This window comes from Massilia sp. GER05 (assembly GCF_052056005.1).
Classification (GTDB): Bacteria; Pseudomonadota; Gammaproteobacteria; order Burkholderiales; family Burkholderiaceae_D; genus Telluria; species Telluria orientalis.
The window spans coordinates 1,640,086-1,666,574 of sequence record NZ_CP178858.1 but is presented as its reverse complement, the minus strand read 5'-3'; the positions used below and the strand labels follow the sequence as shown (position 1 = coordinate 1,666,574).

Genomic DNA, 26,489 nt, shown 5'->3' with positions numbered 1-26,489 from the left:
AGCAAGCATTCAAGTAAGTGTTGGAAAAACACGCCAGATCGTACATACGGACCCGAATTCTCACAAATTATTTCCGCACATCAATTAACATTTACCTGAACTCATCATCAGGAGATGTGCCATGTTCAAGCAAATGAAGGTCGCGACCCGGCTGACCCTTGGTTTTCTTGCCGTCGTCGTGCTCGGCGCCATCGTCGCCGGCATTGCGATCTATAACATGACCCAGATGAACGAGCGCGCCAAGCGCATGTATCAGAAGGAATTGCTGGGCATTTCCTACGTCAAGGAAGCCGATCTGAACCAGGTCTCCCTCGGCCGTTCGCTGCGCAGCGCCATGCTGGCGTCGACCGACGACCAGCGCACCACGATGCTGGCCAACGCCGACAAGTACAGGCAGCAGCTGCAGGAAAACCTCGACAAGGCGCGTCCGCTGTTCCATTCGGACGAAGGCAAGCGCATCTTTGCCGAAGCCGACGCCCAGCTGCGCGACTTCGACGGCATGATCGCGGACCTGGTCAAGCGCGTGAAAGCGGAGCCGCTCGAGACGAAGCGCGATTCCGTCGACTACCTGTTCGGGACGATGCTGCCGAAGTCGCAAGACCTCGACGCCAAATTGGCGGATCTGGCCCAGAACAAGGAAGCGATGGCCCAGGAAACCAATCTGAGCAACAAGAACGCATATGAAGACAGCCGCGCCACGCTGCTCGTGCTGGTCGCGCTCAGCGCCCTGCTCGGCGCCGGCTTCGGTATCCTGACCACCCGGAGCTTCACGCGCCAGCTGGGCGGCGAGCCCGCCTACGCAGCCGAAGTTGCAGGCCGCATCGCCGCCGGCGACCTGGGCACCGACGTGCAACTGCGCGCCGGCGACGAGACGAGCCTGCTGTTCGCGATGAAATCCATGCGCGACCGCCTGGCCCGCATCGTCAGCGAGGTGCGCCAGGGCACGGACGCCATCGCTTCCTCCTCCGCCGAAATCGCGAGCGGTAACCTGGACCTGTCGTCGCGCACGGAAGAGCAGGCCAGCTCGCTCGAGGAAACGGCATCGTCGATGGAAGAGCTGACGTCGACCGTGAAGCAGAACGCCGACAACGCGCGCCAGGCCAACGTGCTTGCGCAGACGGCGTCGACCGTGGCCGGCCAGGGCGGCGACGTCGTGGCGCAGGTCGTGCAGACGATGGGCTCGATCAACGATTCGTCGAAGAAGATCGTGGACATCATCACCGTCATCGACGGCATCGCGTTCCAGACGAACATCCTGGCGCTGAACGCGGCGGTCGAGGCCGCGCGTGCCGGCGAACAGGGCCGCGGCTTCGCGGTCGTGGCGGGCGAAGTGCGCACGCTGGCCCAGCGCTCGGCCGCCGCGGCCAAGGAAATCAAGGGCTTGATCGGCGACTCCGTCGACAAGGTCGAGATCGGCACCAGGCTCGTCGACCAGGCCGGGAGCACGATGCACGAGGTCGTCTCAAGCATCCAGCGCGTGACGGACATCATGGCCGAGATCAGCGCCGCCAGCCAGGAGCAGACCAGCGGCATCGAGCAGATCAACCAGGCGATCAGCCAGATGGACAACGTGACCCAGCAGAACGCGGGCCTCGTCGAGGAAGCCGCGGCCGCGTCGGAAGCCCTGCAGAACCAGGCGGGCAAGCTGGCGGAACTGGTCAGCGTGTTCCGCCTCGACGACCGTGTAAAGGCGACTGCACCGGCCGCACCGGCGGCGCCGGCGGCGCCGGTCCGTGCCGCGAAACGTGCCGCGACGCTGGCGGCACCGAAGCCGGCACCTGTCGTCAAGCCGGCGCCGGCACGCGCGCCCGCGAAGGCGTCGGCCGCTGCGGACGAGTGGGAAGAGTTCTAAGGCCCGTTCCCTGCTCCATCTTTCGCGTGGTAAATTGCTGCCTTTCACCGGCTGAGCCAACAGGCGCAGCCGTGTATTCACAAGCCACAAGCGAGAGGACAGGATGAAATTACGTATGCTGGCGCTGGCCGCCGCCCTGACGGGCACGGCGCTGGGCGCGACGGCCGCACCGCGCGGATTCACGGTCGAAGACCTGGTGACGATGGAACGCGTCGGCAGCCCGGCGGTGTCGCCGGACGGCGGCCGCGTCGTCTACACGGTGCGCACGACCGACATGGGCAAGAACCGCGGCCATACCGACCTCTACCTGGTCGACCTGCGCGCCGCCAATCCGGCGCCGCAACGCCTGACGTCGGATGCCGCCAGCAGCACGGATCCGGAATGGTCGCCGAACGGCGACGCGATCTATTTCCTGTCATCCCGGTCGGGCTCGGGCCAGGTGTGGCGCGTGCCGGCGGCCGGCGGCGACGCGGTCCGCGTGACCGATCTGCCGCTCGACGTGGACGCCTTCCGCGTCGCGCCGACGGGCGACCGCATGCTGCTCAGCATGGCCGTGTTCCGCGACTGCGCCGACCTCGCCTGCACGAAGGCGCGCGTGGACGCGAAAGAGAAAGACAAGGCCAGCGGCAAGATCTACGACCGCCTGTTCGTGCGCCACTGGGACACGTGGTCGGACGGCCGCAACAACGTGCTGTACGCTGCACCGCTGGATACATCAGGCCGCGTGAACGGCACGCCGGTCAGCCTGTCGGGTGCGCTCGACGGCGACGTGCCGTCGAAACCGTTCGGCGACCGCGAGGAATTCCGCTTCAGCCCGGACGGCAAGACCGTCGTGTTCTCGGTCCGCATCGCAGGCAAGACCGAGGCGTGGTCGACGAACTTCGACGTGTACACCGTCCCCGCCACGGGCGGCACGCCCCGCAACCTGACTGCCGACAATAACGCCTGGGATACGAAAGCGGTGTTCTCGCCGGACGGCCGCACCCTCGCCTACCTGGCCATGACCCGTCCCGGCTTCGAGGCGGACCGCTACCACATCGTGCTGCTCGATCTCGCCACCGGCAAGAAGCGCAACGTGGCCGACAGCTGGGACCGCTCGCCGGGCAGTATCCAGTGGACGGCCGACGGCAAGACGCTCATCGCGGACGCCGAGGACATCGGCCAGCACCGCCTGTTTGCGATCGACGTGGCCAGCGGCAAAGTGTCGCCGCTGACTGACAAGGGTTCCATCGGCGGCTTCGACGTGCGCGGCAATACCGTCGCTTTCACGCAAACGAACCTCGCATCGGGCGCGCAATTGTTCGGCATGCAGTTGGGCACGACGCAATCCAAGCAATTGACCCATGTGAACGAGGAGAAGCTGGCCGACGTACGCTGGGGCGACTATGAACAGTTTTCGTTCAAGGGCGCGAACGGCGACACCGTCCATGGTTACGTGATGAAGCCGTGGGATTACGAGCCGGGCAAGAAATATCCGATCGCCTTCCTCGTGCACGGCGGCCCCCAGGGCAGCTTCGGCAACGGCTGGAGCTACCGCTGGAACCCGCAGGTGTACGCGGGCGCGGGCTACGCGACCGTGTTCATCGATTTCCACGGCTCGACCGGCTACGGCCAGAAATTCACGGACGCCATCAGCGGCGACTGGGGCGGCAAGCCGCTCGAGGACCTCAAGAAAGGCCTGGCCGCGGCGACGGCGAAGTACGCCTGGCTGGACCGTTCGCACGCGTGCGCGCTGGGCGCGTCGTATGGCGGCTACATGATGAACTGGATCGAGGGTAACTGGTCCGATGGTTTCAAGTGCATCGTCAACCACGACGGCGTGTTCGACACCCGCGGCATGGCGTATTCCACTGAAGAACAATGGTTCACCGATTGGGAAAACGGCGGTCCGTACTTCGCCGTACCGGACAAGCACGAGCGCTTCAACCCGGTGCTGCACGTGAACAAGTGGAAGACGCCGATGCTCGTCGTGCAGGGCGACCTCGACTTCCGCATCCCGACGACCCAGGGCCTGTCCACGTTCACGGCGCTGCAACGCCGCGGCATCGACAGCAAGCTGCTCGTGTTCCCGGACGAGAACCACTGGGTACTAAAGCCGGCCAACTCCGTGCTGTGGCATCACACCGTGATCGGCTGGCTGGACCAACACCTGAAGCAGTAAATCCGCGCAGTAGTCTTGCCTGGATGACGAAAAAAACGCCTGTACGTACAGGCGTTTTTTTCGTTTCCAAAGAATTGCCCCAGTGCTACTATTGGTCGCTTACGAAGATGAAAACATCATGAACGACCCGCAAGCGGACCGCGAACTCAAACCCCAGGAATTCGAATTCGAATCGATGAACCTGCAGGTCGGCATGCGCTTGCAATTCATCACGCACCGGCGCCTGAAACCCGTGCAGCACTTCTCCACGCTGATCGGCTGGTCGAAGGACGAATACCTGATCGTCAAGATCCCGATGGACAACGGCGCGCCGATCGCCCTGGTCGAGGGCGAGCGCGTGACGATGCGCGTATTCTCGGGCATCCACGTGTGCTCGTTCGCATGTACGGTCGAGCGCGTGTTCGGCCGGCCGTTGTTGTATGCCCACATCTCGTTCCCGCGCACGATCCAGGGCACGAGCCTGCGCACGGCGATGCGGGTCAAGGTGGATATTCCCGCACGCATTTTCACCGCCAACAGCGCCGTGCTGGTTGCGGAATGCCTTCTTACGAACCTGAGCGTGAATGGCGCGCGCATCGAAGCGCAGAAAAGCCTGCCGCAGGACGAAGACGAGTTCGATCTGGAGTTCCTGCTGCAAGCTCCGCCCAATAACCAGGAAGTCCGTGTACGCGCGCGCGCGGCCGTGCGCAACATTAGCGCGCTGACCAGCGGTGCGGAACAGGCTGAAGGGTTTGCCTACGGTGTGCAGTTCATCAGCCTGAATCCGGCGCACTATACGTTGGTGCAGAACCTGACGTACGAGGCGTTGCTGGCGGATCGCCAGAAGATCGTCTGATCAGAAGTAGCCGGCTTTCCACAGGCGGGGCCATTGCGAGCCCGTGTTGAGCGCCTGCTGCGCCGGCGTCGGATCCTCGCTGCGCAGCCTGGCGCCGGCATCCGGCCCTGCGCCGGCGACCACCCCCACCATTGCCGCGACGATGCACAGCGCACTGATGCCATAGCGGACGCCGCCTGATGTGGCGGTGAGCGCCGGGCCGGCGATCCGGTGCCAGCCGATGGCACACCCGAGATACAACGCGACGGCGAGCTGGCTCTGCGGCATCACGAAAATGCCGGACACGAGCCCGTCGACGAGGATCGCCACGGCGCCCGTGAGCAGCGCGGCGAAGATGGCCTGGTTGGCGCCGTCGTCGTCGCGGACGCGCGCGCCGGATCGCAGCAGGGCGCGCAGCCCGTACGCGATGGCGGCAAGCAGGCACGCAAGGGCGGGCAATCCCCATTCGACGGCAACTTGGAACAGCCAGTCGTGCGGATGGGCACCGATGTGCAGATAACCGGCATGGTGTGCGAAATGCATGGGTCCGACGCCAAGCCACGGATGCTGTTCGATCAGCGCGGCGGCAAGCCGCCACAGCAGCATGCGGCCGGACGCCGGATCGGCGGCCGTGCGTTGGAACGCGGACGAAAACGAACTCATGCCGGCGGCACCGAGCAACGCCGGCACGACGGTCAGGAAGAAGAAGTACGCGACCAGGCCCAGTGCCGCCGTCGTGGCGACGTGGCGCAGGTACGGCGCGGCGCGGCGCCGCGCCAGCACGGCGGCGACGGCGCAACCGGCCATCATGCCCACCAGCGTGCCGCGGCCCGCCGTGGCATACAACGCCATCCACCAGTACGTCGCCACGGCCATCCACAGCCAGCGCAACCTGGACGTGCGTGGTGTCAGGCAGCACAGCAGGATCAGCAGCGGCAACGTCGAGGTCTGCGTATGGTTGAAAAAACGGATGTTGCTGAAGTTGGTCGTGAAGTCGTCCAGGGCGAGCGGGATACCGAGGCTGAGCCCACCGACATACGCGACGATGAACAGGAATACATAGAACGCGCACATGCCGCCCAGGCAGCGAAGAACGAGCAGGAGGGCCGATTGTCCGTAGCGCGCGATCTCGGCCGCGGCCATGGCGGCCAGCACGTAGAGCAAAAACAGGTTCGCGACTTCGAAGGCGGCAAAGCGCGGCGAGAAGGCCGCCGCGGTGCTCAGGATGCCGAGCAGGAAGAACGCAGCCAGCGCCATGCCGGGGCGTCCGGAAAACAGGCTGGAGAGGGTCTTGCGCTCGACGAGGGCGATGCTGCCGCCCAGCAGCACGGTGCCGATCTGGACGAGGCGCTGGTGATCGTGGCCGGCCACCACCATGAAATTGGCCAACAGGGCCAGGCACAGCAGCGCCGTGAAGCGCGTCCGCAACAGCGCCGATGGATGGGTTCCCGTCGTAAGCACGCTAGACCTCGTTCGATCCGGTAATAAAAAAAGCCGCCCAGCTTACACTGGGCGGCTCCTTGACGCTATGTCGGTTGAGTCAGGACAGATTAGCTGCCGGTGCAAGTCGTGCCGGCGACTTTCGTCTTGTCGGCAGCGTCGGCGATGTCGCTCGCGCAGGACCAGGTGCCATCGGTGCCGCGGGTCAGGGTGATCGTCGAATCTTTCACGACAGCAGGGCCACCGACGATCTTGCAAACCAGGCCACCACCGGTCGTGTCCTTCAGCTTCATCGCGCAGTTGGTCGTCGAGGCTTGCAGGCCGACTTCAGTAAGGTCCGCCGGGGCCGTGCCGTCGTTCATCTTGACGTCGAAACCGGTCTTACCAGCCGACACTTCAGCCAGCGCAGCCGTGAACTTCGACTTGGCAACATAGTTCTGGTAAGCCGGGATAGCGACGGCGGCCAGGATACCGATAATCGCGACAACGATCATCAGTTCGATCAGGGTGAAGCCGGCTTGGGCTTTCTTGACGATTTTCGGTGCTTTCATGATGTCTCTCCAGGTGGGGCACTGCAAAATTAAGGGGTACTGCGTATCTGGTTACTGCTTGCTTCTGCCCTTACACTATGCAATGGGCGTGCCAGCTCGTTTCCGTACAGAATCGTTAGCACAGTGCCATCGAATTGTGGGTTTTCGCGTACTTTTTGCATTGCCGCATGACAATTTTTGTCACGCCGGCATGGCGAAAATTGTCACCCCGACCGTTTTTGTTGAGTTACGACAAAAATTGTCAGCACAAAAAAAACGGGACGCCGAAGCGTCCCGTGTCATCGGATCCGAAACCGCAGGATTACAGCATCGCCTTCAGCAGACGAGCCATTTCCGACGGGTTCTTGGTGACCTTGATGCCGCAGGCTTCCATGATCTCCAGCTTGGCGTCGGCGGTATCTGCACCGCCCGAGATCAGCGCGCCGGCGTGGCCCATGCGCTTGCCCGGCGGCGCGGTGACGCCGGCGATGAAGCCGACGACCGGCTTCTTCATGTTGTCCTTGATCCAGTACGAAGCATTGGCTTCGTCCGGGCCGCCGATCTCGCCGATCATGATGACGGCGTCCGTGTCCGGATCGTCGTTGAACATCTTCATCACGTCGATGTGCTTCAGACCGTTGATCGGGTCGCCACCGATGCCGACTGCCGACGACTGGCCCAGGCCCAGTGCGGTCAGCTGGCCGACGGCTTCATACGTCAGCGTGCCCGAACGGGACACGACGCCGATGCGGCCTTTCTTGTGGATGTGACCCGGCATGATGCCGATCTTGATCTCGTCCGGCGTGATCAGACCCGGGCAGTTCGGGCCCAGCAGCAGGGTCTTCGAACCGGCCTTGGCCATGCGGTCCTTGACTTCCATCATGTCACGGACGGGGATGCCTTCGGTGATGCAGATTGCCAGGTCCAGCTCGGCTTCGACGGCTTCCCAGATGGCGGCAGCGGCGCCTGCCGGCGGAACGTAGATGACCGACACGGTCGCGCCGGTGTTCTGCTTGGCTTCCTTGACGCTCGCGAAGATGGGGATACCCTCGAAGTCCTCACCGGCTTTCTTCGGGTTCACGCCTGCGACGAAGGCTTCACGGCCGTTCGCGTAGTCGCGGCACATGCGGGTGTGGAACTGGCCGGTCTTGCCGGTGATACCTTGGGTGATGACTTTGGTGTCTTTGTTAATCAGAATCGACATGTTATTTCCTTTGCGAATTAGGCTTGGCCAGCAGCGGCGGCAACGACCTGCTTCGCTGCGTCTTCCATGGTGTCGGCCGAGATGATCGGCAGGCCGGAGTCGGCCAGCATCTTCTTGCCCAGGTCTTCGTTGGTGCCCTTCATGCGGACGACCAGCGGCACTTGCAGCGACACGGCCTTCGATGCGGTGATCACGCCTTCGGCGATCACGTCGCAGCGCATGATGCCGCCGAAGATGTTGACCAGGATGGCTTTCAGGCCCGGGTTCTTCAGCATGATCTTGAAGGCTTCGGTGACCTTCTCGGCGGTTGCACCGCCGCCGACGTCCAGGAAGTTGGCCGGCTCGCCGCCGAACAGCTTGATGGTGTCCATGGTGGCCATGGCCAGGCCGGCGCCGTTCACCAGGCAGCCGATGTTACCGTCCAGCGAGATGTACGCCAGGTCGAATTTCGATGCTTCGACTTCGGCCGGATCTTCTTCGTCCAGGTCGCGGTAGGCGACGATTTCCGGGTGACGGAACAGGGCGTTCGAGTCGAAGTTGAACTTGGCGTCCAGGGCGATCACTTTACCGTCGCCGGTCAGGATCAGCGGGTTGATTTCCGCCAGCGATGCGTCGGTTTCCCAGTACGCTTTGTACAGGCCTTGCAGGTTCGCGCGCGCAGCGGCGATCGAGCCTTCCGGCACGCCGATCTTACGGGCGATGTCGTCGGCATCCGCATCGGTCAGGCCGACGCTCGGCTCGATCACGACGTTGTGGATCTTTTCCGGGTTGCTGTGTGCAACTTCTTCGATGTCCATGCCGCCTTCCGACGAGGCCATCAGCACGACTTTCTGGGTGACGCGGTCGGTGACCAGCGACACGTACAGTTCTTTCTTGATGTCGGCGCCTTCTTCGATCAGCAGGCGGCGGACTTTCTGGCCTTCCGGACCGGTCTGGTGGGTCACCAGCTGCATGCCCAGGATCTGGTTCGCGTATTCGCGCACTTGTTCCAGCGACTTGGCGACTTTCACGCCACCGCCCTTGCCGCGGCCGCCAGCATGGATCTGGGCCTTGACCACCCAGACCGGACCGCCCAGCTCTTCAGCTGCTTTGACAGCCTCGTCGACCGACAGGCATGGAATGCCGCGCGGAACGGTCACTCCGAATTTTCGGAGGATCTCTTTGCCCTGATACTCATGGATTTTCATGCTGGCTTCCCTTCTTCTGTTACTGATGTAGTTTAGAAATACGGTTGAAAAATAAAGCGACAAATCCGGAGTCTACTCCGGACAACACTACCCCGGCACCGCCTTGAGCGACCAGCGCGGGTAATACGTTTCGACGGCGGGGCCGTCGAGGCGCAGCGCGTGGCAGCGGTCCAGTTCGTAAGGCCGCCCGGCCGAAGCATCGGCCGGGCGGTTGGCCATCGCGTCATCGGCGAAGGCCTGGATTGCCGCGGTGGGCAGGACTTGCGCGAGTTCGGTCAGGTGGGTGCAGCCGAGTACCCCGGACAGGCGGTCCTTCAGATGCAATCGGAAATGTTTCAGCAGCGACAAGCCGATGAGCTTTTTATACGCAGGGGCGATGGTGTCGCAGAAACCGGGATAGGGTACGGCATCGGACGCGGCTTCGGCGTCGACGATGTTCATGTCGCGGTCGATAGTCACCCGCAGTTTGAGTTCGTGCACCGGCAGGCCGGCCGGACGGGCCCCCGAAGGCAGGGCAATGTCATGCGTCTTGGTGTCGCGGATGCACGCGTCGAGGTCCCACAGGCCATCGTCGCGCGCGAACGCTTCGACGGTAATGGCGCGCGTGTGCCTTGGCTTACGCGGAGCGGGAGGAGACAGGGGCATAAACACCAATGCCGGAATGCGGCGAAAAAATTTGCAGCCGTTGTGCCTGATGCACGTTGCCGCAGCTTCTACGGCAACAACCGCTCTTGCGGCGCTGCTTAAACCATGAAAGTTTAGCACAGGGTAACGGGCTGTGCACCGTCTCCCCGGTTACAGAAGGGTTTTTGCAGGGAAGATAAGGGGAGATGTTGCGAAGTTGTGATGCCGAAAGCGCAAGCTCGCATCATAAACAAGACGACAGTGGGACATTCACAACGATGAGATCAGAGGTCGTCCTCGTCGTCGCCGCCCTTCAGCGCGGCACGCACCGCACTCTGGGAAAAGCCGCGTTGCATCAGGAAGCGCATCTGTTTGCTGCGTTCTTCGGCGTCCTGCGGAACCCTGCCGAACTTGCGGCGCCAGACGTCACGCGCCCGTGCCGTTTCGGATTCCTTCAGTTCGGACTTGAGTTCGTCGAACGCTTCGCCATTGACGCCATGCTGCTGCAGTTCGGCGAGCACCCGGGCGTTACCGTAGCGTCCGGCTCGCCGGTGAACCAGCGATTCGGCAAACCGCTCCTGCGACAGCCAGTTGTTCTTTTCAAGGAAATCGAGGAGGGCTTCGACGTCGTCGCCCTCCTCCGCATAGCGCGACAATTTGCGCGCCAGTTCGAGCCGGCTGTGCTCGCGCGTCGACAGATACTTCAACGCGCGAGCCTTGAGGCTCAGCTGCTGGCGCGGCATCAGGACGATTACTCGTCGTCGCCGATGGCTGCCGGCACGACCGCAGCACTGCCGGCCGGGGCCGGCGGCAGTTCGCGCACGCCGAGGGCGGCGCGGACCTTGTTCTCGATTTCGCGTGCCAGTGCCGGACGCTCCCTCAGGAAGATACGGGCATTGTCCTTGCCCTGGCCGATACGCTCGCCACCGTAGCTGTACCACGAACCCGACTTCTCGACGATCTTGTTGTCCACGCCCAGGTCGATGATCTCGCCTTCGCGCGACGTGCCTTCGCCGTACAGGATGTCGAAGTGCGCTTCCTTGAACGGGGGCGCGATCTTGTTCTTGACAACCTTGACCTTGGTTTCGTTACCGATCACCTCGTCGCCGGTCTTGATCGAGCCGGTACGGCGGATGTCCAGACGCACGGAGGCGTAGAACTTCAACGCGTTACCGCCGGTCGTCGTTTCCGGGCTGCCGAACATGACGCCGATCTTCATACGGATCTGGTTAATGAAGATCACCAGGGTGTTCGTACGGTTGATCGACGCGGTCAGCTTGCGCAGCGCCTGCGACATCAGGCGGGCCTGCAGGCCCGGCAGGGAGTCGCCCATGTCGCCTTCGATCTCGGCGCGCGGCGTCAGCGCCGCCACCGAGTCGATGACCACCATGTCGACACTGCCCGAGCGCACGAGGGCGTCCGTGATTTCCAGCGCCTGTTCACCCGTGTCCGGCTGCGAGATCAGCAGCTCGTCCAGCTTGATGCCCAGCTTTTGCGCATAGGTCACGTCCAGCGCGTGCTCGGCGTCGATGAACGCGCAGGTGCCACCCAGCTTCTGCATCTGGGCGATGGTCTGCAGGGTCAGCGTCGTCTTGCCCGACGATTCCGGCCCGTAGATCTCGACGATACGGCCACGCGGCAGGCCGCCGACGCCGAGTGCGATGTCCAGGCCCAGCGAGCCGGTCGAGACGGTTTGCACTTCCTCGACGGGCGCATTGGTATCCATGCGCATCACCGAGCCTTTACCGAATTGCTTTTCGATCTGCGCGAGGGCTGCTGCCAGCGCCTTGCCCTTCTCGGCTGCATTTACTGCGGATTTTTTGTCGTCCATAACTTTCTTTCTGTCCTAGAGTGAACCAAGGTGTGGGCCGCTCGCGCGATTTCAATAGGAAGTACTGTATAAAATCCCAGTGGTTTTGGCAAGCGATATTTACCATCGCCTGCCCCATTCGACATGTTGCGAAACTTCACACACAATACGCGGGTAAGCGGGGTCGAACAACGAAAGCCGGGGGAAAAGATGCGTATTTTACTAGCCGAAGATGATAGCGTATTGGCCGATGGGCTGACGCGCTCCTTGCGCCAGTCCGGCTACGCGATCGATTGCGTCAAGAACGGCCAGGACGCGGACACGGCGCTGTCGACCCAGGAGTTCGATCTCCTGATCCTCGACCTCGGCCTGCCCAGGCTGTCCGGCCTGGACGTGCTGCGCCGCCTGCGCGCGCGCGGCTCGCTGCTGCCGGTGCTGATCCTGACGGCCGCCGATTCCATCGAGCAGCGCGTGGGCGGCCTCGACGCCGGCGCCGACGACTACATGCCCAAGCCGTTCGCGCTGTCCGAACTGGAAGCGCGCGTGCGCGCCCTCACCCGGCGCGGCCAGGGCGGCGGCTCGACCGTCATCCGCCACGGCCCGCTCGTGTACGACCAGGTCGGCCGCAGCGCGACCATCAACGACCAGATGCTCGACCTGTCCGCGCGCGAGCTGGGCCTGCTGGAAATCCTGCTGGCGCGCACGGGCCGTCTCGTGTCGAAGGAACAGCTCGTCGACCACCTGTGCGAATGGGGCGAGGAAGTGTCGAACAACGCCATCGAGGTCTACGTGCACCGCCTGCGCAAGAAGATCGAGACGGGCGGCATCCGCATCGCCACCGTGCGCGGCCTCGGCTATTGCCTCGAGCGCTTTTCCGAGAATAACCGCGACAGCGCCCGCGACAGCGCCCGCAAGAGCGCCGAAGCGGCCAGCGGCCAGAAGTGAAGCGGTTCAAGCGGCGCGCGGCCGGACCGGATCCGCTCGCCGTCACGGAACCGGTCGACGACCTCTACGTCCCGCCCAGGCCGGAACCGGAAGAAAGCATCCAGCACTCGCTGTTCGGCGAAATCCTCGACTGGATGCTGGCCCCGCTGCTGCTGCTGTGGCCGATGAGCATCGCGATCACGTACCTGGTCGCGAAGTCGATCGCGAATCAACCGTTCGACCACGCGCTGGAAGACAGCGTCACGGTGCTCGCGCAGCAGGTCAAGGAGGTCGACGGCAAGGTCGTCGCGCGCCTGGGCGGCACCGCGCGCGACATTCTCCGTGCGGACGACGTCGACAGCGTGTATTTCCAGATCAGCGGCCCGCGCGGCGAGCTCGTCGACGGCGACCGCGACCTGCCGCCGCCGAACCCCGACGACGCCGAGCGCAGCGGCCGCGTGCACTTCCGCACCGAGACGCTGCACGGCACGCCGGTGCGCATCGCCTATGCCTGGGTCAATCTGCAGCCGCTGCTGGACGCCACGCAGGAACCGCGCCTCGCGCTCGTGCAGGTGGCGGAAACGCTCGACAAGCGCGCGCAGCTGGCCAACGAGATCATCAAGGGCGTGATCCTGCCGCAGTTCATCATCCTGCCCGTGATCCTGGCCCTCGTCTGGTTCGCGCTGTCGCGGGGCCTGTCGCCGCTCGCGCAGTTGCAGGAACGCATCCGCGCGCGCCCGCCGGACGATTTGTCGCCCATCGATTCGCGCCAGGTGCCGGAAGAGATTTCGCCGCTCGTGGGCTCCCTGAACGACATGCTGGCGCGCCTCGCGCACACGATCGACGCGCAGAAGCGCTTCATCGCCGACGCCGCGCACCAGATGAAGACGCCGCTCGCGGGCATGCGCATGCAGTCGGAGCTGGCGCTGCGCCAGGTCGATCCGAACGAGATCCACCGCTCGCTCGAGCAGCTGGCCACGAGTTCGGAATCGGCCACGCGCCTCGTGAACCAGTTGCTGGCGCTGGCCCGCGCGGAAAACCAGCCGCACGCGGGCCAGACGCTGGAACCGCTCGACCTTGCCGCCCTGGCGCGCGACGTCGTGCAGGACTGGGTGCAGGCCTCGTTCGCGCACGAGATCGACCTCGGCTACGAAGTCATCGGCGACCCGCCGGAGATCGACGGCAGCGCCATGATGCTGCGCGAGCTGCTGTCGAACCTGATCGACAACGCGCTGCGCTACACGCCGCCGGGCGGCAGCGTCACCGTGCGCGTGCGCGGCACGAACATCGGCAACGGCAACCAGGCCTTGCTGGAAGTCGAGGACACGGGCCCCGGCATCGCGCCCGCCGAACGCCACCGCGTGTTCGAACGTTTCTATCGCATCCTCGGCTCGAGCGCGTCCGGCTCCGGCCTCGGTCTCGCCATCGTGCGCGAGATCGCGCAGCAGCACGGCGCCGACATCGAGATCTTCAACAACCCGCGCAGCACGCACAAGAAATTCCCGGGCAGCCTGTTCCGGCTGACCTTCCCGCCCACCGTCACGCTTGTCCCCGATGCCGACCGAGACCGCCCCTTCCTCTGACCCCGACCGCGAGCGCCAGGCCATCGTTGCCGCGCGCGCCGCGCACTGGGCGCGTGCGCGCCGCCTGATCGCGCTGCTGCTGGCGCTGTGGCTCGCGACGAGCTTCTGCACCGTGTTCTTCGCGCGCGACCTGGCGCACCTGTCCGTGTTCGGCTGGCCGCTGTCGTTCTACCTCGCGGCACAGGGCGCGTCGCTCACGTACCTCGCCATCATCGGCGCGTACGCCTGGCGCATGCGCATCCTCGACCGCGATTTCCAACGCATGCTGGAGGGCCGTTCATGACTGGGACGGCCGCCAGGACCCGCAGCTATTTCCGCCGCCTCGCCCGCTACTACCTGTGGTTCACGCTGTGCTTCGCGCTGTTCCTGGGCGCGCTCGCGATCCTGGAACACGAGGGCATGCCGCGCCAGTGGATCGGCCACCTGTACATGTTCGCGACGATCGTCCTGTACGCGATCATCGGCGTCGTCAGCCGCACGTCGAACGTGTCCGAATACTACGTGGCGGGGCGGCGGGTGCCGGCGCTGTTCAACGGCATGGCGACGGCGGCCGACTGGATCTCGGCGGCCAGCTTCATCAGCCTCGCGGGCACCTTGTACCTGCACGGCTTCGACGCCCTCGCCTACGTGATGGGCTGGACGGGCGGCTACTGCCTCGTCGCCCTGCTGATCGCACCCTACCTGCGCCGCTTCGCCCAGTACACGATCCCCGACTTCCTCGCCGCGCGCTACGGCGGCGAGACCGGCACGCGACAGGGCAGCATCGTGCGCGCGCTCGCGGTCGGCGGCACCATCGTCGTCTCGTTCACGTACGTCGTCGCGCAGATCTATGCCGTCGGCCTGATCGCGTCGCGCTTCACGGGCGTCGATTTCTCGGTCGGCATCTTCCTCGGCCTCGCCAGCATCCTCGTGTGCTCGTTCCTCGGCGGAATGCGCGCCATCACGTGGACGCAGGTGGCGCAATACATCATCATCCTCGTCGCCTTCCTGATCCCGACGATCTGGCTGTCGATGAAATTCGCGGGCAACCCGGTGCCGCAGGTCGCGTACGGCTCCGTGCTGCCCAAGCTGGCCGCGCGCGAAGCCCAGCTGGCGGCGGATCCGCGCGAGGCCGAAGTGCGCGGCCGTTTCCGCGCCCGCGCCGACGACTACGCGGCGCGCATCGCCGCGCTGCCCCACTCCTGGGAAGCGGGCAAGATCGAGGCGCAGCGCCGGCTGGACAAGGCGCGCGGCCGCAATGCGCCGCTGACCGAAGTGCGCAGCGCGGAACGCGAGCTGCTCGACTATCCGCGCACGGCGGACGAAGCCGCGCGCGTGTGGACCGAACTGCGCGCCGCCAACCTGGCGCGCGCCCAGCCGCCGGAACCGCACGCGGAACCGTTCCCGGGCAAGACGCGGGAAGAATCGGACATCCGCCGCAACAATTTTCTATCGCTCGTGTTCTGCCTGATGTTCGGCACCGCGGCGCTGCCGCACATCCTGATGCGGTCCTACACGACGCCGTCCGTGCACGAGACGCGCGTATCCGTGTTCTGGACCCTGTTCTTCATCCTGCTGATCTACCTGACGATGCCCGCGTTGGCCGTGCTGGCCAAGTACGACATCTACACGGCCCTCGTCGGCACGAACTTCGATTCCCTGCCGACCTGGGTCTCGTACTGGGCCAACGTCGACAAGGCGAATCCGTTGATCAGCATCGTCGACGTCAACCGCGACGGCATCGTGCAACTGGCCGAGATCGCGATCGACGGCGACGTGCTCACGCTGGCCACGCCGGAGATCGGCGGCCTGCCGTACGTGATTTCCGGGCTGGTGGCGGCCGGCGGCCTGGCGGCGGCGCTGTCCACCGCGGACGGCCTGCTGCTCGCGATCTCGAACGCGCTGTCGCACGACATCTACTTCAAGATCGTCGACCCGGGCGCCTCCACGCAGAAGCGCGTGACGATCTCCAAGCTGCTGCTGCTGGCCGTCGCGTTCATCGCGGCCTACGTCGCGTCGCAAAAGCCGGCCGACATCCTGTCGCTCGTCGGCGCCGCGTTCTCGCTCGCGGGGTCGACCATGTTCCCCTCGCTGGTGGCAGGCGTGTTCTGGAAACGGGCCAATTTCGCCGGCGCGATCGCTGGCATGGCGACCGGCTTCCTCGTTTGCATCTACTACATGCTGCACACGAATCCGATGCTGGGCGGGAGCCTCGATGCGGTCTGGTTCCACATCGCGCCCATCTCCGCGGGCGTGTTCGGCGTGCCGGCGGGGGCGCTGGCGCTGGTCGTCGTCAGCCTGGTCACCAGGGCGCCGCCGCGCGCGAGCGGCGGGCTCGTGGCGCATATCCGGGCGCCGGAATAAAAACGCATCGTCGACGATCCAATGACAACGGGCGCCACGCGGCGCCCGTTGTTCATCGCTTGCGCAATGCTTACACGATGAAATCCCAGTCGGTGGCCGCGCGCTGGTGGCCGATCATCTCGACGGATTCCACGAACTCCGTGGCGATATGCTCGAGGCTGACGCCATTGCGCATCGCTTCGGTCCAGAACGCCAGGCCCGGCGCGTCGGGAGCGCGGTCGAACAAGGCCTTGTAGAGCATGCCGACATCGTGCTCGGCATTGCCGTTGAACGCGTCGTGGCTGGCCGTGTACTCGGGCGAACGGATGATGTCCAGCGCAATCCTGCCCCAGCTGACGCCCGCCTGGTGCGCGTCGGCCCAGAACTCGATGCCGTACATATCGGCCTGGCGCCCGAGCGCGGTCTGGTAGATGCTGGCCAGCGTATCCATGGCGCCGCTGTCCTCGACCTTGACGGTGGCGTCGCTGAACTGCAGCTGCTCGACGTTGACGACCAGCGCCTTCGCCGCCGGCGCGGCCTTGCTGCTCACCACCAGGTAGCCGTTGTGGGCTTCCACGTCGAAGTCGGCACGGGCGCCGGCGAACGTCGCGGTGTCGCTGCCCGTGCCGCCGTGCAGGACCGTGGTGGCCGGCGCCGATGCCGCATTCGCGTGGGCCGCGCCGCTGGCGCTCGCCGCCCGCGCCGCCGGTACACCGAAGCCGAGCGTATCGTCGCCGCCGCCGCTGAACACCTGCGTGTCGCCGCCGGACGCCAGCGTGATGTGCTGGCTGGCCGCATCGCCGGTCAGCATCTGCGTGCCGCCCTGGACCACGACATTGGCCGAGCCGACGATCGCCGCAAAATTGACGTTCTGCAGCGCGATCGTGGCGCCAGGAGCGAGGCCGCCGGTCTGGATCACGAGTGCCACTTGCTGCCCGGCGCTGCTCGCGGCACTCAGGGTCAGGACCCCGTCCGGCGCCTCCTGGCTGCTGACCGGCGCGATGGTCTGGACCAGCAGCGATTGGCTCGCCTGCAGTTGCGCCAGGTAGCTCTGGCCGTTGCCGCTCATGTGGACGAGGTCGCCGCCGGACGTGGTCGCCTGGATCGCGGCGATCAGGCCGGCGCTGCCGTTTGCCACCGTCGTATTGGCGCCGCCGCTGGCGGTCAATCCGTAACCGATGCCCACGTGGGCCATCAGCAGGTCGGTACCGCCGGCCAGCGGAATGTCCGCCGTGGCGGCCGCACCGGTCTGCTCGACGCGGCCGGCACTCACGATCGGGACCTGGACCTGGCTGCCGGACGCGCCGCCCGGCAGCGCGACCGGCACCGTCACCACGCGCACGCCATCCACCAGCGGCACCGGCGCTTCCTCGACCGTCAGGGCGAAACTGCCGCTCGCCGCGGACACGTTGCCCGCGGCATCCGTATCGGTCACGCTCAGCGTGTGCCGGCCGAGGCCCAGCGCCTGGGCGGCGATGCTCCAGTGGCCGTGCGCGTCCGCATGGGTCGTGCCCACCACGGTCGTGCCGTCATACAGGGTGACGAGGTCGTTCGCCGCCGCATTGCCCTCGAGGACCGGCACCGCGTACGTGACGCCGTCGCCGACCGAGTCCGTATCGGATTGCGCCTGCAGCTGCGGGGCCGCGGGCGCCGCCGGTGCGGTCGCGTCGACCGTCACCGTCAGGGCCGGGCTGGCGGCCGATTCGTTGCCGGCCACGTCGACCTGCCTGACGGTCAGCACGTGCGTGCCGTCGGCCAGCGGGGACGCCGCGAGGGACCAGTTGCCGTGGGAATCGGCCTGCGTCGAACCGAGCGCGGTGGTGCCGTCGGTGTCGTACAGCGTCACCCGGGACAGGCCTTCGGCGGTGCCGCTGAACGTCGGCGTCGTGACCTTCGTGATGCGGTCGCCGGCCGTGCCGCTGTCACTGGCGGCAGCCAGCAGCGGGGCCGCCGGCGCGGACGGCGCGTGCGTGTCGACCGTGATGACCAGCGGCGCGCCGAACGGCGACACGTTCCCGATGGCGTCGGACTGCACCGCACGCAGGATGTGGTCGCCGTCGGCCAGCGCGTCGATCCTGACGCTCCAGGCACCGGTGGCGTCGGCGATCGTGGCGCCCACCACGTGCGCGTCGCCTTCGTACACGAGGATGACGGCATGCGGGTCCGCCATGCCCTCGAGGGTCGGCGCGGCCACGTTCGTGACGGTGTCCGTGGCCGAGCTGCCGGCGTCGCTGGCGGCGCTCAGCATGGGAGCAGGCGGCGCGCCCGGCACCAGCGTGTCGAAGTAGATGCTCACCGGCGTGCCCGCACCGCCCGCATTGCCGGCCGCGTCGATGTAGCTGCCGGCGGCGACCGTGATGCTCGCCGTCTGGTTGTCCAGGTTCGCATCCGGCGTGAACACGGCCGTGCGGACCGTGCCGCTACCGGACAACGCGGAGAGCTGGCCGCCGCTGACGGCGACATCGGCCGCCGTGAACGTCGCGCCGGGATCTTCGCTGAACGTGAACGTGATCGTGGCGGTCTCGCCGGCCTTGAGCGGGTTCGCGTCGCTGGCCATCGTGAGCGTCGGCGCCGCCGTGTCCAGCACATAGGCCTGCGAAGCCACCGGGCCGGCATTGTCGACGGCGTCGACCACGCGCGCCTGCAGCGTGCCGCTGCCGGCCAGCGTGGCCGCCAGCGACCAGGCCGTGCCGTTGACCTGCGCCGCCGTCCAGCTGGCGCCGTTGTCGAGCGAGACCTGGACTTGCTCGCCGGTCTGCAACGCGGTGCTCAAGGTGCCGCTGATGGTCTGCGCGGCCGTGTCCGTGATGAAGTCGGTGCCCGATGCGCCATGATCGGCCGAGAACGCGATGCCGCCCACGGTGGTCGTGGGGGCGGCCAGGTCGACGGTGAACGTCAGGCCGGCCGAGGCGCCGCTGGCGTTGCCGGCGGCGTCCGTCACGATCGTGGACACCGTGTGCTGGCCCGCGCCCAGTGCCGCGCTGGCGATGCTCCAGGTGCCGCCCGTGGCGACGGCGCTGCCCAGCAGCGTGCTGCCTTCGTACAGGTCGACGGTGGCGCCCGCCTCGGCCGTGCCCGTGAAGGTCGGCGTGGTGGCGGCCGTGATGCCGTCGCTGTTCGATACGCCCGTGTCGCTGGCGGCGTCCAGCACCGGCGCCGACGATGCGGCCGGCGCCAGCGTGTCGAAGTGCAGCGCAGGGAGCGATCCCGCCGCGCCGTCGTTGCCGGCCCGGTCGGCGTAGGTGCCGGCCGCGATCGTGATGCTGGCCGTACCGCCGTTCACGTGCGCGTCCGGCGTGAAGGTCGCGCTACGCACCAGGCCCGTGCCGCTGACGGCGGACAGCGTGCCGCCGCTGACGACGAGGTCGCCCTGCGTGCCGTCCCAGGCGAAACTTGCGCCCGGGTCTTCGCTGAACGTGAATGTGATGGTGGCGGTCTCGCCCACCTTCAGTGCGCTCGCATCGCTGCCGATCGTGACGGTCGGCGCCGTCGTGTCGACGGTGAAGGTGGTACCGGAGGACACCGCGCCGGCATTGCCCGCGGCGTCGGTCGCCCTGGCGGTGACGGTATGCGCGCCTTCGCCCAGCGCCGCCGCATCGATCGACCAGGTGCCGTTGGTGGCGACCGTGCTGCCCAGCAGCGTGGTGCCGTCGGTGTCGTACAAGGTGACGGTGGCGCCCGCTTCGGCCGTGCCCGTGAAGGTCGGCGTGGTGTCGCGCGTCACGTCGCTGGTGGACGCCGCCAGTTGCGGCGCGGACGGCGCATCCGGTGCCAGCGTGTCGAAGTGAAGCGCCGGGGTCGTCCCCGCGCCGCCGGTGTTGCCCGCCGTGTCGGCATAGCTGCCGGCGCCGATCGTGATGCTGGCGGTGCCGCCGTCCGTGCTGGCGTCCGGCGTGAAGGTCGCCGTGCGCACCAGGCCCGAACCGGCGATGGCGGACAGCGTGCCGCCGCTGACGACGACGTCGCCCTGCGTGCCGTCCCAGGTGAAGCTCGCGCCCGGGTCTTCGCTGAACGTGAACGTGACGGTGGCGGTCTCGCTGGCCTTGAGCGCGGCGGCGTCGCTGGTGATCGTCACCGTCGGCGCCGCCGTGTCCAGCACATAGGCCTGCGAAGCCACCGGCCCGGCATTGTCGACGGCGTCGACCACGCGCGCCTGCAGCGTGCCGCTGCCGGCCAGCGTGGCCGCCAGCGACCAGGCCGTGCCGTTGACCTGCGCCGCCGTCCAGCTGGCGCCGTTGTCGAGCGAGACCTGGACCTGCTCGCCGGTCTGCAACGCGGCGCTCAAGGTGCCGCTGATGGTCTGCGCGGCCGTGTCCGTGATGAAGTCGGTGTCCGATGCGCCATGATCGGCCGAGAACGCGATGCCGCCCACGGTGGTCGTGGGCGCGGCCAGGTCGATGGTGAAGGTCAGGCCGGCCGAGGCGCCGCTGGCGTTGCCGGCGGCATCCGTCACGATCGTGGACACCGTGTGCTGGCCCGCGCCCAGTGCCGCGCTGGCGATGCTCCAGGTGCCGCCGGTGGCGACGGCGCTGCCCAGCAGCGTGCTGCCTTCGTACAGGTCGACGGTGGCGCCCGCCTCGGCCGTGCCCGTGAAGGTCGGCGTGGTGGCGGCCGTGATGCCGTCGCTGTTCGATACGCCCGTGTCGCTGGCGGCGTCCAGCACCGGCGTCGACGATGCGGCCGGCGCGCTGGTGTCGATCGTGACGCCCTGCGCCGGCGAGGCGGCGCTGGTGTTACCGGCCAGATCCGTGGCCTTGGCCGTCACCGTGTGCGTGCCCTCGCCCATCGTCGTGGCCGTGATGCTCCAGGCGCCGTTGCCGCCGGCAACGGTCGAGCCCAGCACCGTGGTGCCGTCGGTATCGAACAGGTCGACGATGGCGCCCGCCGCGGCGGTGCCCGTGAATGTCGGGGTCGTGTCGCTGGTCGTGGTGGCGCCCGGCGTCGGCGTCGACGGCGCGTCCGGTGCCGTCGTGTCGATCGTGACCTGCGTGCCGAGCGATGCGGCGCTCGCGTTGCCGGCGGCATCGCTCGCCCTGGCGGTGATCGTGTGTGCGCCCTCGCTCAGCGTCGACGTCGTGATCGACCAGATGCCGTTGGTGGCGACCGTGCTGCCCAGCACCGTGGTGCCGTCGGTATCGTACAACGTGACGGTGGAACCGGCGTCGGCGAAACCGTCGATGGTCGGCGTCACGACCCTGGTCACGCCATCGAACGGAACGGCGCCGCTGTCGCTGAGCGGCGACAGGTACGCCAGCGGTACCACCGGCGCCAGCGTGTCGAAGTGAAGCGACGGGGTCGTCCCCGCGCCGCCGGCGTTGCCCGCCGTGTCGGCATAGCTGGCGGCGCCGATCGTGATGCTGGCGGTGCCGCCGTCCGTGCTGGCGTCCGGCGTGAAGGTCGCCGTGCGCACCAGGCCCGAACCGCCGATGGCGGACAGCGTGCCGCCGCTGACGGCGACGTCGCCCTGCGTGCCGTCCCAGGTGAAGCTCGCGCCCGGGTCTTCGCTGAACGTGAACGTGACGGTGGCGGTCTCGCCGGCCTTGAGCACGGCGGCGTCGCTGGTAATCGTCACCGTCGGCGCCGCCGTATCCAGCACATAGGCCTGCGCAGCCACCGGCCCCGCATTGTCGACGGCGTCGACCACGCGCGCCTGCAGCGTGCCGCTGCCGGCCAGCGTGGCCGCCAGCGACCAGGCCGTGCCGTTGACCTGCGCCGCCGTCCAGCTGGCGCCGTTGTCGAGCGAGACCTGGACTTGCTCGCCGGTCTGCAACGCGGCGCTCAAGGTGCCGCTGATGGTCTGCGCGGCCGTGTCCGTGATGAAGTCGGTGTCCGATGCGCCGTGATCGGCCGAGAACGCGATGCCGCCCACGGTGGTCGTGGGCGCGGTCAGGTCGATGGTGAAGGTCAGGCCGGCCGAGGCGCCGCTGGCGTTGCCGGCGGCGTCCGTCACGATCGTGGACACCGTGTGCTGGCCCGCGCCCAGTGCCGAGCTGGCGATGCTCCAGGTGCCGCCGGTGGCGACGGCGCTGCCCAGCAGCGTGCTGCCTTCGTACAGGTCGACCGTGGCACCCGCCTCTGCCGTGCCCGTGAAGGTCGGCGTGGTGGCGGCCGTGATGCCGTCGCTGTTCGATACGCCCGTGTCGCTGGCGGCGTCCAGCACCGGCGCCGACGATGCGGCCGGCGCGCTGGTGTCGATCGTGACGCCCTGCGCCGGCGAGGCGGCGCTGGTGTTACCGGCCAGATCCGTGGCCTTGGCCGTCACCGTGTGCGTGCCCTCGTCCATCGTCGCGGCCGTGATGCTCCAGGCGCCGTTGCCGTCGGCAACGGTCGAGCCCAGCACCGTGGTGCCGTCGGTATCGAACAGGTCGACGACGACGCCCGCCGCGGCGGTGCCCGTGAACGTCGGGGTCGTGTCGCTGGTCGTGGTGGCGCCCGGCGTCGGTATCGACGGCGCGTCCGGTGCCGTCGTGTCGATCGTGACCTGCGTGCCGAGCGATGCGGCGCTCGCGTTGCCGGCGGCATCGCTCGCCCTGGCGGTGATCGTGTGTGCGCCCTCGCTCAGCGTCGACGTCGTGATCGACCAGATGCCGTTGGTGGCGACCGTGCTGCCCAGCACCGTGGTGCCGTCGGTATCGTACAACGTGATGGTGACACCGGCTTCGGTGAAGCCCTCGAAGGTCGGCGTAACGACCCTGGTCACGCCGTCGACCGGAACGGCGCCGCTGTCGCTGAGCAGCGAGAGGTGCGCCAGCGGCACCGCCGGCGCCAGCGTGTCGAAGTGAAGCGACGGGGTCGTCCCCGCGCCGCCGGTGTTGCCCGCCGTGTCGGCATAGCTGCCGGCGCCGATCGTGATGCTGGCGGTGCCGCCGTCCGTGTTCGCGTCCGGCGTGAAGGTCGCCGTGCGCACCAGGCCCGAACCACCGATGGCGGACAGCGTGCCGCCGCTGACGACGACGTCGCCCTGCGTGCCGTCCCAGGTGAAGCTCGCGCCCGGGTCTTCGCTGAACGTGAACGTGACGGTGGCGGTCTCGCCGGCCTTGAGCACGGCGGCGTCGCTGGTAATCGTCACCGTCGGCGCCGCCGTGTCCAGCACATAGGCCTGCGAAGCCACCGGCCCGGCATTGTCGACGGCGTCGACCACGCGCGCCTGCAGCGTGCCGCTGCCGGCCAGCGTGGCCGCCAGCGACCAGGCCGTGCCGTTGACCTGCGCCACCGTCCAGCTGGCGCCGTTGTCGAGCGAGACCTGGACTTGCTCGCCGGTCTGCAACGCGGCGCTCAAGGTGCCGCTGATGGTCTGCGCGGCCGTGTCCGTGATGAAGTCGGTGCCCGATGCGCCATGATCGGCCGAGAACGCGATGCCGCCCACGGTGGTCGTGGGCGCGGTCAGGTCGATGGTGAAGGTCAGGCCGGCCGAGGCGCCGCTGGCGTTGCCGGCGGCGTCCGTCACGATCGTGGACACCGTGTGCTGGCCCGCGCCCAGTGCCGCGCTGGCGATGCTCCAGGTGCCGCCGGTGGCGACGGCGCTGCCCAGCAGCGTGCTGCCTTCGTACAGGTCGACAGTGGCGCCCGCCTCGGCCGTGCCCGTGAAGGTCGGCGTGGTGGCGGCCGTGATGCCGTCGCTGTTCGATACGCCCGTGTCGCTGGCGGCGTCCAGCACCGGCGTCGACACAGCCGGGGCGGCCGTGTCGAGCGTGTAGGCGTGGCTATCAGCCGTGCCGGCGTTGCCGGCGGTGTCGACCACGCGCACTTTCAGCGTATTGCTGGCGGTCAGCGTCGCGCTCAGCGACCAGGTGTTGGTACCGACGGTGGCGCTGGCCGTCGTCCAGTGCGCGCCGTTGTCCAGCGAGACTTCGACGTGCTCGTCCGACGCCAGGTTGGCGCTCAGCGTGCCGCTGATGCTCTGCGCCGCGGTCTGGGTGATCAGGTCGGTGCTCGACGCGCCGGTGTCGGCCGAGAAGGCGACGCTGGCATTCGTCGCGGTCGGCGGGGTCGTGTCAGGGGCATGGACATTGGTGACGGCCACGTTGTCGATCAGCACGCTCCGGAAATTGCCGGAGTTATTGTCCACGACGATCTTCAGCGTCGTGATCTCGGTCATCCCGCTGAACGTCACCGTATTGAGCTGAGCGTAGGCACCGTTGATATCGTACGCCATGTCGACGGTCTTGCTGTCGACCGTGTTGCCGTGTGCGTCCAGGCCGGTGATCTTGACGTTGGCGTGCTGGACCCCGGGAGTGTAATACCCCGAACCGTCCAGGGACAGGTCGAGCGAGGTTACCGAAAACACCTTGCCGCCGTAAAACGACACCTCGGCCGGATGTGCGGCGACGGCGTAGGAATCGACCATAAGCTGGACCATGTCGGTCGACACGATGTTCACATTGGTGTCGTTGTGCACGTGGATCTGGTAAGCCCCGTCCTGCGTCAGGCCGAAATACAGGTCTGCCCCTTGCGGGCCCCACGACCCGGAATAGCCGTAATTGAGATCGAATGTGGCGGTCGCCTGGGTGAGCGCCAGCACGTCGTCGTAGCTGAGGCTCTGTCCCGCCGCGCCGACGCTGGCAGTTTCCACCTTCCCGCTCGTCACCTCCAGTTGCCAGTCGCCGCCCCGCGCTGCACTGCCGGTCAAGTCGTTCGATGCCGCCACGTCGGCCCCGGTGGCGATCGCCAGCTGGTCGACGAAGGCCTGGCCCCGGCTGCCGGCGCCGGTGTCGCAGCCGTACAGCAGGATGTCGCCGTCCTTGGCCATGCTGCGGCCGATGGCGTTCAGGTCGGCCTGGTGGTCGCCCAGGCTGGCCGCATCCAGCGTCAGCGCGCCCAGGTTCGCGGTACCGGCGGCGCCGTGCGAAATGATGTGCAGCGCATCGATGCCGGTCCGTCCGGCCAGCGCGTCGGCGATCTGGTGCACGCCGTCCACAGTGGAATCGAGGATGACGACTTCACGGCCGGCGCCCAATTGCTGCGCCAGCGACTGGTAATCGGCGACGTTGTCTTCGATGAAGACGATCTCGGTACGCGGCCGCGCCAGTTGCACATCCTGGAACGCCGCATCCAGCGACGGGGCGGCGGGCGCCGCGCCGGTCGAGATGATCAGATCGTCGCCGATGCCATCGAGGTCAGTGGAGCTCATTCAGGTTTTCCTTGTTGTGGAGACTGGGCGGTAATGACGTTGGCGGTGCTGCCGGTGGAGTCATTCCAGAAAGACATCTTGCTGTATTTATCGAACAGGTCGGCCGGGAGCACGGCGCGGCGCGGCGTGAATTTCACCTGCGCCTTCACGCGATGCAGGCCGGGCACGCCCACCTGCAGGTCGAAGTCCTCGGCGTCGTACTCGACGTTGTCGAAGTCGTGCTCGAAATGCGGCTCGCCGAGGAAGTCGTAGACCAGCGGCAGGACCTTGGCGGGCGCCTTGGCCAGCAGGTCGTAGTCGACCAGCAGCAGCGAACCCGCATGCTCGCCATAGAAGGCTTCGCGCAGCGCGGCCCAGGGGAAACCGACCAGGTTGTCCGGATGGGCCAGGAAATCGAGACGGCTGTACACGGTGCCGCGGCCGCCGCCGGCGCCGAACAGGCGCGTGTTTTCATACGGATTGGCGCGCACCATCTTCTCGACGCTGTCCATGATCCACGCGACATTGCGCACGCAGGCAATCACTTTCGCCTGCGGGAACAGGTCCAGCAGCAGGGGCAGCCTGGCGCACCAGGCACGGTTCGTATCGAACACGATCTCGCGGTCGACGTCCGCGTAATACGCATCGAAGATGCCGCGCAGCAGGGCCTTGCGCTTGTCACGGCCGACGACGGGGGCGAATTCCGAACCCGCACTGAACTGGCCGATGATCGACGAGCACAGGCCGACGACCGGGCTCGACATGCCCGCATGGAAGCGCGGATTTTGCAGCAGGATGCCCGACAGCAGCGTGGAGCCGGAACGCGGCAAGCCGGAAATGAAATGGAATTTCCTGTTCGCTGACACTGGAATGGTCACTCATGAAAAATGGGAAATAACTCCGGATGAAGCAAATCACCCGTGTATTCC

Annotated in this window: 16 protein-coding genes; 7 read left to right on the top strand and 9 right to left on the bottom strand. The window is 66.8% G+C overall.

Translation table 11 applies throughout. From position 1 onward, the window contains the following. Positions 1 to 121: 121 nt before the first annotated feature. From ACL58G_RS07360 to ACL58G_RS07350, 3 genes are all read left to right on the top strand, one after another. A complete protein-coding gene (locus tag ACL58G_RS07360) occupies positions 122 to 1,852 on the top strand; it encodes a methyl-accepting chemotaxis protein (protein WP_413381722.1) in 1,731 nt (576 codons plus the stop codon). Between the two features lie 115 nt (positions 1,853 to 1,967). Next, positions 1,968 to 4,013: a S9 family peptidase gene (locus ACL58G_RS07355; RefSeq protein ID WP_413385947.1), complete on the top strand. Its 2,046-nt coding sequence runs from the start codon at positions 1,968 to 1,970 to the stop codon at positions 4,011 to 4,013. Between the two features lie 118 nt (positions 4,014 to 4,131). After that, positions 4,132 to 4,848, top strand: a complete 717-nt coding sequence (locus ACL58G_RS07350; protein WP_440966012.1) for a flagellar brake domain-containing protein — start codon at positions 4,132 to 4,134, stop codon at positions 4,846 to 4,848. Here ACL58G_RS07350 and ACL58G_RS07345 read toward each other — a convergent pair whose 3' ends face one another. From ACL58G_RS07345 to recA, 7 genes are all read right to left on the bottom strand, one after another. Beyond that, positions 4,849 to 6,288 carry an O-antigen ligase family protein gene (locus ACL58G_RS07345; protein WP_440966010.1) on the bottom strand — a complete coding sequence of 480 codons (1,440 nt, stop codon included), beginning with the start codon at positions 6,286 to 6,288 and terminating at the stop codon, positions 4,849 to 4,851. An 89-nt stretch (positions 6,289 to 6,377) separates the two neighbouring features. Continuing rightward, positions 6,378 to 6,818, bottom strand: coding sequence for a pilin (locus tag ACL58G_RS07340; protein ID WP_440966008.1), 441 nt, complete (start codon positions 6,816 to 6,818; stop codon positions 6,378 to 6,380). 301 nt (positions 6,819 to 7,119) lie between these two features. Continuing rightward, the gene (sucD, locus tag ACL58G_RS07335; RefSeq protein WP_056124704.1) at positions 7,120 to 8,001 is read right to left on the bottom strand and encodes a succinate--CoA ligase subunit alpha; all 882 of its coding nucleotides are present in this window, start codon (positions 7,999 to 8,001) and stop codon (positions 7,120 to 7,122) included. Positions 8,002 to 8,018: 17 nt separating this feature from the next. Further along, a complete protein-coding gene (gene sucC, locus ACL58G_RS07330; RefSeq protein WP_056124707.1) occupies positions 8,019 to 9,188 on the bottom strand; it encodes an ADP-forming succinate--CoA ligase subunit beta in 1,170 nt (389 codons plus the stop codon). 87 nt (positions 9,189 to 9,275) lie between these two features. Continuing rightward, positions 9,276 to 9,833, bottom strand: coding sequence for a DUF2889 domain-containing protein (locus ACL58G_RS07325; RefSeq protein ID WP_413381709.1), 558 nt, complete (start codon positions 9,831 to 9,833; stop codon positions 9,276 to 9,278). Between the two features lie 263 nt (positions 9,834 to 10,096). After that, complete coding sequence (recX, locus tag ACL58G_RS07320; RefSeq protein ID WP_413381706.1) at positions 10,097 to 10,555, bottom strand: recombination regulator RecX; 459 nt, start codon at positions 10,553 to 10,555, stop codon at positions 10,097 to 10,099. An 8-nt stretch (positions 10,556 to 10,563) separates the two neighbouring features. Then, positions 10,564 to 11,643: a recombinase RecA gene (gene recA / locus ACL58G_RS07315; protein WP_413381703.1), complete on the bottom strand. Its 1,080-nt coding sequence runs from the start codon at positions 11,641 to 11,643 to the stop codon at positions 10,564 to 10,566. A gap of 189 nt (positions 11,644 to 11,832) precedes the next feature. On the opposite strand from recA, the gene ACL58G_RS07310 reads away from it, so the two are divergent. From ACL58G_RS07310 to ACL58G_RS07295, 4 genes are read left to right on the top strand one after another with little or no spacing between them, the layout of a single operon-like run. Next, positions 11,833 to 12,567 carry a response regulator gene (locus ACL58G_RS07310; protein ID WP_440966006.1) on the top strand — a complete coding sequence of 245 codons (735 nt, stop codon included), beginning with the start codon at positions 11,833 to 11,835 and terminating at the stop codon, positions 12,565 to 12,567. Then, on the top strand, positions 12,564 to 14,129 hold the full coding sequence (locus tag ACL58G_RS07305; protein ID WP_413381697.1) for a sensor histidine kinase: 1,566 nt from the start codon (positions 12,564 to 12,566) through the stop codon (positions 14,127 to 14,129). Before ACL58G_RS07310 ends, ACL58G_RS07305 begins: the two co-directional genes overlap by 4 nt. After that, complete coding sequence (locus ACL58G_RS07300) at positions 14,101 to 14,412, top strand: DUF4212 domain-containing protein (RefSeq protein WP_413381694.1); 312 nt, start codon at positions 14,101 to 14,103, stop codon at positions 14,410 to 14,412. Before ACL58G_RS07305 ends, ACL58G_RS07300 begins: the two co-directional genes overlap by 29 nt. Then, positions 14,409 to 16,472, top strand: coding sequence for a sodium:solute symporter family protein (locus ACL58G_RS07295; protein ID WP_440966003.1), 2,064 nt, complete (start codon positions 14,409 to 14,411; stop codon positions 16,470 to 16,472). The genes ACL58G_RS07300 and ACL58G_RS07295 overlap by 4 nt, the downstream gene beginning before the upstream one ends. A gap of 70 nt (positions 16,473 to 16,542) precedes the next feature. Here ACL58G_RS07295 and ACL58G_RS07290 read toward each other — a convergent pair whose 3' ends face one another. Together ACL58G_RS07290 and ACL58G_RS07285 are read right to left on the bottom strand one after the other, a co-directional pair. Continuing rightward, complete coding sequence (locus ACL58G_RS07290; protein ID WP_440966001.1) at positions 16,543 to 25,581, bottom strand: Ig-like domain-containing protein; 9,039 nt, start codon at positions 25,579 to 25,581, stop codon at positions 16,543 to 16,545. After that, positions 25,578 to 26,426 (bottom strand): sulfotransferase, encoded by an 849-nt coding sequence (locus ACL58G_RS07285; RefSeq protein ID WP_440965999.1) that lies wholly within the window; start codon positions 26,424 to 26,426, stop codon positions 25,578 to 25,580. Before ACL58G_RS07285 ends, ACL58G_RS07290 begins: the two co-directional genes overlap by 4 nt. Between the last annotated feature and the right edge of the window lie 63 nt (positions 26,427 to 26,489).

Coding starts and splice junctions, on each gene's coding strand:
- ACL58G_RS07360 (WP_413381722.1), top strand. CDS start 122: ATGTTCAAGCAAATGAAGGTCGCGACCCGGCTGACCCTTGGTTTTCTT.
- ACL58G_RS07355 (WP_413385947.1), top strand. CDS start 1,968: ATGCTGGCGCTGGCCGCCGCCCTGACGGGCACGGCGCTGGGCGCGACG.
- ACL58G_RS07350 (WP_440966012.1), top strand. CDS start 4,132: ATGAACGACCCGCAAGCGGACCGCGAACTCAAACCCCAGGAATTCGAA.
- ACL58G_RS07340 (WP_440966008.1), bottom strand. CDS start 6,818: ATGAAAGCACCGAAAATCGTCAAGAAAGCCCAAGCCGGCTTCACCCTG.
- sucD (WP_056124704.1), bottom strand. CDS start 8,001: ATGTCGATTCTGATTAACAAAGACACCAAAGTCATCACCCAAGGTATC.
- sucC (WP_056124707.1), bottom strand. CDS start 9,188: ATGAAAATCCATGAGTATCAGGGCAAAGAGATCCTCCGAAAATTCGGA.
- ACL58G_RS07325 (WP_413381709.1), bottom strand. CDS start 9,833: ATGCCCCTGTCTCCTCCCGCTCCGCGTAAGCCAAGGCACACGCGCGCC.
- recX (WP_413381706.1), bottom strand. CDS start 10,555: ATGCCGCGCCAGCAGCTGAGCCTCAAGGCTCGCGCGTTGAAGTATCTG.
- recA (WP_413381703.1), bottom strand. CDS start 11,643: ATGGACGACAAAAAATCCGCAGTAAATGCAGCCGAGAAGGGCAAGGCG.
- ACL58G_RS07310 (WP_440966006.1), top strand. CDS start 11,833: ATGCGTATTTTACTAGCCGAAGATGATAGCGTATTGGCCGATGGGCTG.
- ACL58G_RS07300 (WP_413381694.1), top strand. CDS start 14,101: ATGCCGACCGAGACCGCCCCTTCCTCTGACCCCGACCGCGAGCGCCAG.
- ACL58G_RS07295 (WP_440966003.1), top strand. CDS start 14,409: ATGACTGGGACGGCCGCCAGGACCCGCAGCTATTTCCGCCGCCTCGCC.
- ACL58G_RS07290 (WP_440966001.1), bottom strand. CDS start 25,581: ATGAGCTCCACTGACCTCGATGGCATCGGCGACGATCTGATCATCTCG.